This is a genomic window from Bdellovibrio sp., assembly GCF_047637665.1.
GTDB lineage: Bacteria > Bdellovibrionota > Bdellovibrionia > Bdellovibrionales > Bdellovibrionaceae > Bdellovibrio.
In genome coordinates this window covers 91,315-99,730 of sequence record NZ_JBLJBT010000009.1, presented here as the reverse complement: position 1 = coordinate 99,730, position 8,416 = coordinate 91,315, and the positions used below count along the sequence as shown (strand labels likewise).

Here is an 8,416-nt window from a genome sequence, read left to right as displayed (position 1 = left end):
AAGAAACAAGAAACAAGAAACAAGAAACAAGAAACAAGAAACAAGAAACAAGAAACAAGAAAGCCAGGAGTTCGCCGATGGATCTAAAAAATATCTCCAACTTAGAACTAACTCAGCGTCTTGAAAAACTCGCTCGGACGGAGAGAAAAATCACCCATCTGGTTCTCCTACATATCAACGAAATGGAGTCCCGAAGGCTTTACGCCGATCTGGGTTATGACGGAATGTATTCCTATTTGACCAAAGGATTGGGCTACTCGGAATCCAGCGCGTACCGCCGCCTGCAATCGGCACGGCTCTTAATTCAAATTCCGGCTATTGCTGATAAGTTGGAATCTGGATCCTTAAATCTATCGCAACTTACTCAGGTGCAAAAGTGCCTCAAGGAAGAAATACGAACTTCGGGAGGGAAGCCTTCAAATGTGAATACCCAAAGAATACTCAAAGAAATCGAAAACAAGAATACTTTTGAAACACAAAAGATCCTGACTCTTCAGTTTAATCAACCCCCACAGAAGAGTCAGATGATAAAGCCCCAAGCCGATGACAGTGTCCGTTTGGAAATTACTTTCAGTGGTGAGGACTATACGGAGTTGCAAAAGGCCAAGGAGCTCCTTTCGCATATTTGTCCTAATGGATCTTGGAGTGAAATTATTGTCACTTTGGCCAAAAAGTTCAATAAAGCCAAGGTGGGTTCGACAAAAGAAAATTCAACGCAGAGCTTCGCCGCTAAGAAGACAAACCGTTTCGAGGAAATAAATAGGCAATGCAAAATAGATAAAGGAAGAAAAATAGAAATAATTGAGAAGATAGAAAAGATAAATGCGGACGAAAGAATATGTGACGAAGCTAAGATCGCTAACGAACCTAAAGTAAACAACGAAACTAAATCATTGGCTAAAGTCGTCCCAACAATGAAACGACAGTATATTTCGTTAAATATCCGACGTGAACTCTTCATCCGCGCGGATCATCGCTGTCAGTTTAAAAGTAGAAACGGCAAGACTTGTGGCTCCACTTATCAACTCCAGATAGACCATATTTTCCCCAAAGCTTTGGGGGGAGTTGATCATCCACAAAATCTAAGAGTCCTCTGTCGGTCTCATAACCTTTTAATGGCTGAAAGATTTGATTTAATAAAGCCTAGTTAAAGAGTGTTATGGAAGGACTTTAGAAAGGAAAGATCCAAAAAACTCCACTGTAGGGATTTATTCTGAGCCTACAAAAATTGAAACGGGCGTTGTCGAGTCCTGACGTCACTACAAGCAATGACGTCTTCGACCTTGAGACACTCATAACGAAGAACGTGGTCGGGGTTAAATGTAGACTTTATTGATTAACTTTAAGACTTAAATGTAGCTTCTAATTTAAATGCCTACAGCTAATCTCCGAAAAACATAGGGGACCTTATTTCTTCGGAGGATTCACATGTGCTTTAGGAACGGTTTAATAATGATATTGTTGATTCTTTCATCAACAGTCGCACAAGCCGAACAACATAAGGGCATGAGCTTTCAAGCGATTTTAAAAGATCCCGAGGGGCAGTATCCCACTGCCTTGGGAGTGACCGCTACATTGCAGATTTTAGATCCAGTGAACAGCTGTGTTTTGCGCGAAGAAGAGCATTCCGGCGTAAATATTTCGGAAGGTTATCTAAATTTGGTGATTGGCAGTTCTTCTGCGACCACGCCCCTGAGTTCGAATCCAAATCCTCCTCTTTCAATAAAAGAAGTTATGGACAATTCAAAGGCCATCAATGGTTTTAACTGTGTCTATAATCCAAGCACCTATCATGGAAGAAAGATTCGTTTAATAGTGAAGATACCCCGGGTTTCTGGTGGGCAAATGGATGAAGTTATTGCGGACTTTAATATGCGAGCCGTCGCCTACGCAGTGAACTCGGAAACTCTGAATGGAAAAAGTGATTCCCAGTTTGTGAGCGTCAATGAAGCTCAAAATCTCACACAGACAAATATTGAAAGTATTTTTAATCGATTTACGAAGTTAGACGCTATTTTAAGTGGCGCGAATTCTTCAGGGACGACATTGAGTGCAAATATCACGGGAAATGCCGCAACCGCCACAGTGGCGGCGAACGTGAGCGGGACTGTGGCGATTGCCAACGGAGGAACGGGCGCGACTTCTGCGAGTGGGGCGAGAACAAGCTTGGGGCTGGGGCCGTTGGCAACACTCAGTCCGACAGGAACAGCGAGTGCGACGACATACCTTCGCGGTGACGGAACCTGGGCGACGCTGAGTGGTGGTGGAGCTGTGTCGAGCGTTGCGGGAAGAACGGGAGACGTCACTCTGACATCTAGTGACCTGAGCGACTTCAATACGGCAGCCGATTCTAGAATCACGACACAAAAAGGCGTGAACAATGGTCTGGCTACTTTGAATGGCTCTGGGAAAATTCCAAGTTCGCAGCTAAGTTTAAGTGCCAGCGAAATTCCCAGTCTTGATTACTCGAAGATCACCACCGGTAAACCTACAACTCTTCTTGGTTATGGTATCACCGATTCGATTCAAAATGCGGGGAGTGATGCTAACACCAATGTCCCGGCAATGTCCGCTGGTTTAGACGCCGCGAAGCCATCTTCCCCTCTGACGGGGCAGGTGTTTATGGCGACCGACAGTCAAAAAATTTATAGATACGATGGAAGTAGTTGGATCCTGATTGCCAGTAGTGGTGCCAGTGGCACGATCACTCAAATCACAGCAGGGACAGGTTTGTCTGGCGGAGGCTCCTCAGGATCAGTGACAGTGGGTCTTGCGAATATCAACGACAAGATGATTTTAGCCAATACTTCCGGGGGGAGTGCCGCGCCTGTTGCTACTTCCTTGTCTACTTTGATCGACTCGATGACCGGAGGCACAACTCAAGGGAGTCTTCTTTATCGAGATGTTGCTGGCTGGAGTGTTCTGCCTCCGGGGGTGAGTGGTCAGTTTTTGAAAACGCAAGGTCCTGCGGCAAACCCTCAATGGGCATCCGCAACTTCCAGTGGATTTAGCGGCAGTTTGAGTGGGGATGTCACTGGGGCGCAAAACGCCACGAGTGTTGAAAAAATTAAAGGTCAAACGGTAAGCACAACGGCGACAGCCGCAGGACAGGTGTTACGATTCGATGGTACGAACTGGGTGCCTAATAATATTTCAATGTTTGACTTAAGATCAACGGTGACTGGAGCTTCAACATTTGGTGGCGGTACGGTAGGCTGTACTTCAAATCAGACGTTAACGTGGACGGCAGCGACCGACAACCTTTCTTGCACCAATATCAGTTTGCCCTCGGGACAGGTGACAGGGCTTGCGGCTTCAGCCACGACAGATGCGACCAATGCTTCGAATATCGTCAGTGGTACTCTCGCGGCAGCGAGAATGCCTGCGGCCAGCAGTTCTGCAGACGGAATCGTTAATCAAATTGCACAAAGTTTTAAAGGCGTGAAAACATTTATAGATAATGTGGTCATGCAGGGAACTTTAACGGTGAGTGGAGCGGTCAGCGCAGAGCGAATCAAGGTTGCCAACTCAAGTGCTTCGTGCGATGCGAGTACTGAGGGCTCTTTGCGTTATAATAGCACGTCGAAAAAGATGGAATACTGCAACGGAACAAGTTGGACAAACATTTCATCGGGGGTTCTTGCAAGCTTGTCGATTGGTGCCCCCAGTAGCTCTTTAGTAAAATCGGGTCCGGTGACGTTTGATGTGACTTATGGCTCTGGCGTTGATACGTCTTCAATCAGTCTTGCTAGTGGAAATATCACAATCGGCGGGACATCACCAACGGACTGCTCTGTGGCCAGCGTTACGGGTTCAGGGGCTACTCGCACGGTGACTATAAATGGTTGCTCTGGAACGGGAACAGTTAATGTTTCGATTGCTGCTAATACGGCTCTATCTACAACGGGTGATAATGCTCCTGCGGTGGGACCCTCCACAAGTTATAATGTCGACAACGCGGGACCGACGGCGCCAACTGGGGTGACACTGGGCTCTGTGCCTTCGAACGTAACAAATTCTCCGACCATTACTTATGTCGCGGCCAGCGATGTTGGTGGAAGTACGGTTGCTAACCACCAAGTTCAAATTATTAAAACTTCTGATTCAAGTGTGATTAAGGCTTGGGCGAATCATACCAGTGGCAGCGATGTGGGATCATTAAGCTTGGCCATGAATACTCAATATAGTGTTTTGGTTAGGGCGATTGATGCCTTTGGAAACATAGGTGCTTCAAGCGCTGAAGTAAGCTGGACAAGTATTAATGATGCCTGTTCCAGTTCGCCGTCGCCGGGAACAACATGCGTCGGAGGAGCGATTTTCTTGGGAAGTTTAAGTCCCGGTGCCACAAGTGGATCGGGCACGGATAGATACATGACAACACCGGGTGGTTGTGGAGAAATCCCCGCAGGACAGATTGTTGGCTCTGGTTCATCTGCGTATCCTAGTGCCGATTTCACTCCGACATGCTCTGGAACAGATGCTTTGGCGAAGTTCTGGAATAATGGAACTGGCAGCTGGTACGATATTCCTGCTTTGACAAACAAGACAACTTCCAACGGAACAGGCTACGGTTCTTCGAATACCGATGCTGATTACGGAAGTACGAATACGACAAATATTGTAGGCATCACGAATGGCGCTTCAGGAGGCTATCATGCGGCGGCAAGATATTGCGATAAACTGGTGTATGGTGGTTACAGTGACTGGTACTTGCCAAATCGTTACGAGCTGAATTTGTTTTATACAAATAAAGCATCTATTCCGGGTTTGAATACGAGCGGATCTTTTTACTGGTCGTCCACAGAATATAGCGGTAGCTATGCGTGGTACCAGCGATTTTCGGATGGTCACCAGGGCTACTACGACGACTTCTACAACAAGACCACCAGTTCATTAGTGCGATGTGTGCGAAGATTCTAATTTTTGGAAGACGACTGTAGGCAGTCTTCATGTTCCCACGAAATAATTAATAAGAACCAAACGGGTGCGTATCTCCGGCACCCGTAAAGTTTTTGCGCAAGTTTTGGGGCTTCAATTCGAAAATACAAAGAATTTGAAGTGGCATAAATGCGGCAAGAGATTCGGATGCAACTTCGTTGTGGGAGGAAGCATTCTTCATCATGACGTTACATTTTGTGATAAAGGAGATATTTCATGAAAATAATTTTACTCTTGTTGCTATCTGCTGGATCTATCGCTCATGCGGCGTATTCTCAAGACTTTAAGTGTATTCCCACGGGGGGCTCATCATCTTCTAAACAGTGGTCTTTGACTATTTTTGATCCGAGCCTCCCATCGTTCAATTTGACAAGCCCTGAGGGGCAAACCTCTCAAGGATCCATGGGGACGGAGGGGTTGATGGATTACGATAGTCAATGTAAGAGCAAGGGATATGCGTACCTGTTCAAAACCTACGCATATCCGTTCAAAGGCTCTTTGTGTTGCATCGAAAAATAGGTCTTAATTCAATTCAGCATTAAATCCAGCCTTGCATGGCCTGAATCTTAAAGATCATGCGGGGCTTGGACCCTTCCAATTTGAGACACTCCGTTTTTCTGAGGGATTCTGTAGGGACTGTCTTAAAAGCCTACGTCGGCAAGCCGATGGTATAGCACAGGCCTTGGGGGGGGAATATGGTTTTCTATCCGAAATCGTTAAGAACGACGGTGTTTATACTTGCGGCAACGGGTATTTCTTTATCGTTTAATAACTGCGGAAGATCCGGATTTGAAGCCATGAATCAAGAGGATCTTAGCTCGATTGTAAGTACTCCGACGCTCAGTGCTCCCCAATCAGAGTTTGCAAAACAAAAAGTGCAGATCTCTATTCCCATTGAAATGCCGGGCCGTCAGAAGGCCTCAGCCTCTCAAGTTTATGTAAAAGCTTCGGGACAGGATAAGGTCGAATCAACAGTCACTTTGGCGATCCTTATTGACAACCAGTGTGTCGCCGCAAAAAACAAAACGGTTTCTGATATTTTAAAAAGTCATTTTGTTGTGAAAGACGCGACGATGGCTCTTCGTCGCCAAGCCTATCGGGCTGTGACCCACTCTGGTGTTACAGCTCAGATGATCGATCAGTTTGCGCAAAATGAAAGCTGTATTGTGGGGATCACCAACAATACCACCTTCAAAGTGGCCTTTACGAATGATCCTGATATTTCCTCGCAGGAACACTTTAAAACTATTGGTGGAGAGGCTGCATATAAAACCGTCTTGGGACGGGAAGTGGCAGCACAACATAAGGTGAAGGTTGCGGTGATCGACACTGGAGTGAGTGTTGAGCATCCAGATCTCAGTCGTGTGATTGCTAAAAAAGACGGCCAAAATATGGGCTGGGACTTTATTTTACAAACTAATCAGATGCGCGATGAGCATGGCCATGGAAGTCATGTGGCTGGGCTGATTGCAGCTTCGACAAATAACGGTGTCGGAGTTTCTGGAACTTGCTTTAATAACTGTGAAATCATTCCCTATCGTATCCTAGATAAAGACGGGAAGGGAGATATCACACTTATCTTTAACGCCATTCAGATGGCCGTTAAAGAAGGAGCTGATGTTGCCAACCTCAGCTTAGGGTACAGCTTCGACGTATTGGTTGATAAAAAGCCTCTAGAAACAGAAATGTTGAGGGATGCCTTAAATAACAATCTTGTGGTCCTCATCGCTGCAGGTAACGACAGCATGGAGCTTGGTTTTGCTCAAGGGCAACAAAAAATGTGGCCCGCTCTCTATGGCCAGCTTCAAGGTGTTATGACTGTCGCTTCGATGAACACCAGGGATGAACAAATCAGTGAGTTCTCTAACTACAGCCCTAGTTATGTGGATATCGCGGCGCCTGGAAGTGTTTACTTTAGCAGAGCAGAAAAAGTCGACACGGGACTTTTGTCGACCCATCTTGGAAATGGTTATAAACGACTCTCCGGAACCTCCATGGCAACACCTGTGATGGCCGGTGTTGTGGGGAATGTGATCGCGCACCTCAAGGAGTCAAGTACAAGCTATACTCCGGCCTCTGTTGAATCTTTTATTTTGGAAAACTCTCCATCGAAGAACGAATTCCTTTCTAAAACTCGGGGAGGAAAACGTCTTGATATGCAAAAAATTGGCGAGGCTTTGGGGGCGGGACGTGTAATTCCGGCTGTTAAAAATATTGATCCCTTGGTGGACTTTGTCGACAGTGTTTATGCGGTTGCCTTTAAGAGAAGTGGAGACCAGGGCGGTCTTGATTATTGGGCCCGAGCTATCCGCGGACAACAAACGACCGTGGAAGATTTTTTCACGTCCATGTTTGAGTCTCAAGAATACATTAATATGATCGGAATGGACACCCGCGTGAAACCGGCTTTCGTGAATACGACGGTCTCCTACAACGTGGATCATTTCTATGTTCCCACGATGTACTACCTGATGTTTGGTAAGATCATGGATACCAATTATTTTGAAGGACAAACCTATGGTGAAACCATCTCCTGGGCCGATAAGCTAATATATCGCGACCAGTTGACGGCTCGAGAGTGTGTCCGTTTCTTCTTGGCGATTCCCGAGGTGAAAGCACGATTTGCCAACACGCCTTTAGCTGGTTTGCCGCTTTTCAATGGCGAAGCTCCTAAGCCCCCACAAAATGACAATGACTTGAGAATTCAAGTGACAACAATCTATCGAGAGGTCTTAGAACGCGAACCAGACGAAGGTGGATTGAATTACTTCGTCGGTCTTTTAAAGTCAGGCTCCATGACGTTGAATCAAGTGCGTGACGCCTTGAAGGCGTCTGATGAAAGATATGTACAAGATCTTTATGTCTCTATCTTAAAGCGAAAGGCCGATGCTTCGGGGCTTCAGTACTACTTGAAGAGGATTCAAGATATTGCCGCCCAGTCGTCCATCTCTGAAGCTCGAGATTGGGCAAAAAGAGATCTAACTAGTATATGTGAAAATCATGTCAACGGTGAGTGCGGGGGAGCGCCAGCTCCAACACCGACCCCAAGTCCTAGTCCATCCCCAACACCAAGCCCGACTCCAACACCGACGCCGACTTATGATTATGGCCCGGTAGTGGAAGCTCTTTACCGAGAGGTCCTAGGTCGATCTTCCGATGCAGGAGGTAAGGCGTACTTCATAAATCGAATGACATCTGGAGCCAGCCAAGAGGCCGTTCGCCAAGAGATGGCCAACTCCGATGAAGGTATTGTCGTGGCGGCTTACCGATCCTATCTGCGCCGAGAGCCTGATAGTGGTGGTGTCGCCTACTACATTTCGCTCTTCGCAAGATGGAAGACAGAAATGGGCTTAAACGGTGCCAAAGATCACCTCCGAGCCACATTCCAAGACATCTGCTCAAAACACCTCAATGGTGAATGCCCGTAGGCGCAGGTACCTGCGTCCTATCGTGTAAGATGGGAACTATGTAGGAGTGT

4 protein-coding genes are annotated in these 8,416 nt (G+C 46.5%); all 4 read left to right on the top strand.

What is annotated here, in order from left to right:
- The first annotated feature begins 77 nt into the window (after positions 1-77).
- The 4 genes from ACM64D_RS01990 (at position 78) to ACM64D_RS01975 (ending at position 8,366) form a co-directional block, all read left to right on the top strand.
- Entirely contained in the window at positions 78-1,151 is a 1,074-nt protein-coding gene (locus ACM64D_RS01990) for an HNH endonuclease (RefSeq protein ID WP_415061509.1), read from the top strand.
- Between the two features lie 301 nt (positions 1,152-1,452).
- The gene (locus ACM64D_RS01985; protein WP_415061508.1) at positions 1,453-4,920 is read left to right on the top strand and encodes a DUF1566 domain-containing protein; all 3,468 of its coding nucleotides are present in this window, start codon (positions 1,453-1,455) and stop codon (positions 4,918-4,920) included.
- Between the two features lie 234 nt (positions 4,921-5,154).
- Positions 5,155-5,457, top strand: coding sequence for a hypothetical protein (locus ACM64D_RS01980; protein WP_415061507.1), 303 nt, complete (start codon positions 5,155-5,157; stop codon positions 5,455-5,457).
- A gap of 176 nt (positions 5,458-5,633) precedes the next feature.
- Positions 5,634-8,366, top strand: coding sequence for a S8 family serine peptidase (locus ACM64D_RS01975; protein WP_415061506.1), 2,733 nt, complete (start codon positions 5,634-5,636; stop codon positions 8,364-8,366).
- Positions 8,367-8,416 lie beyond the last annotated feature (50 nt).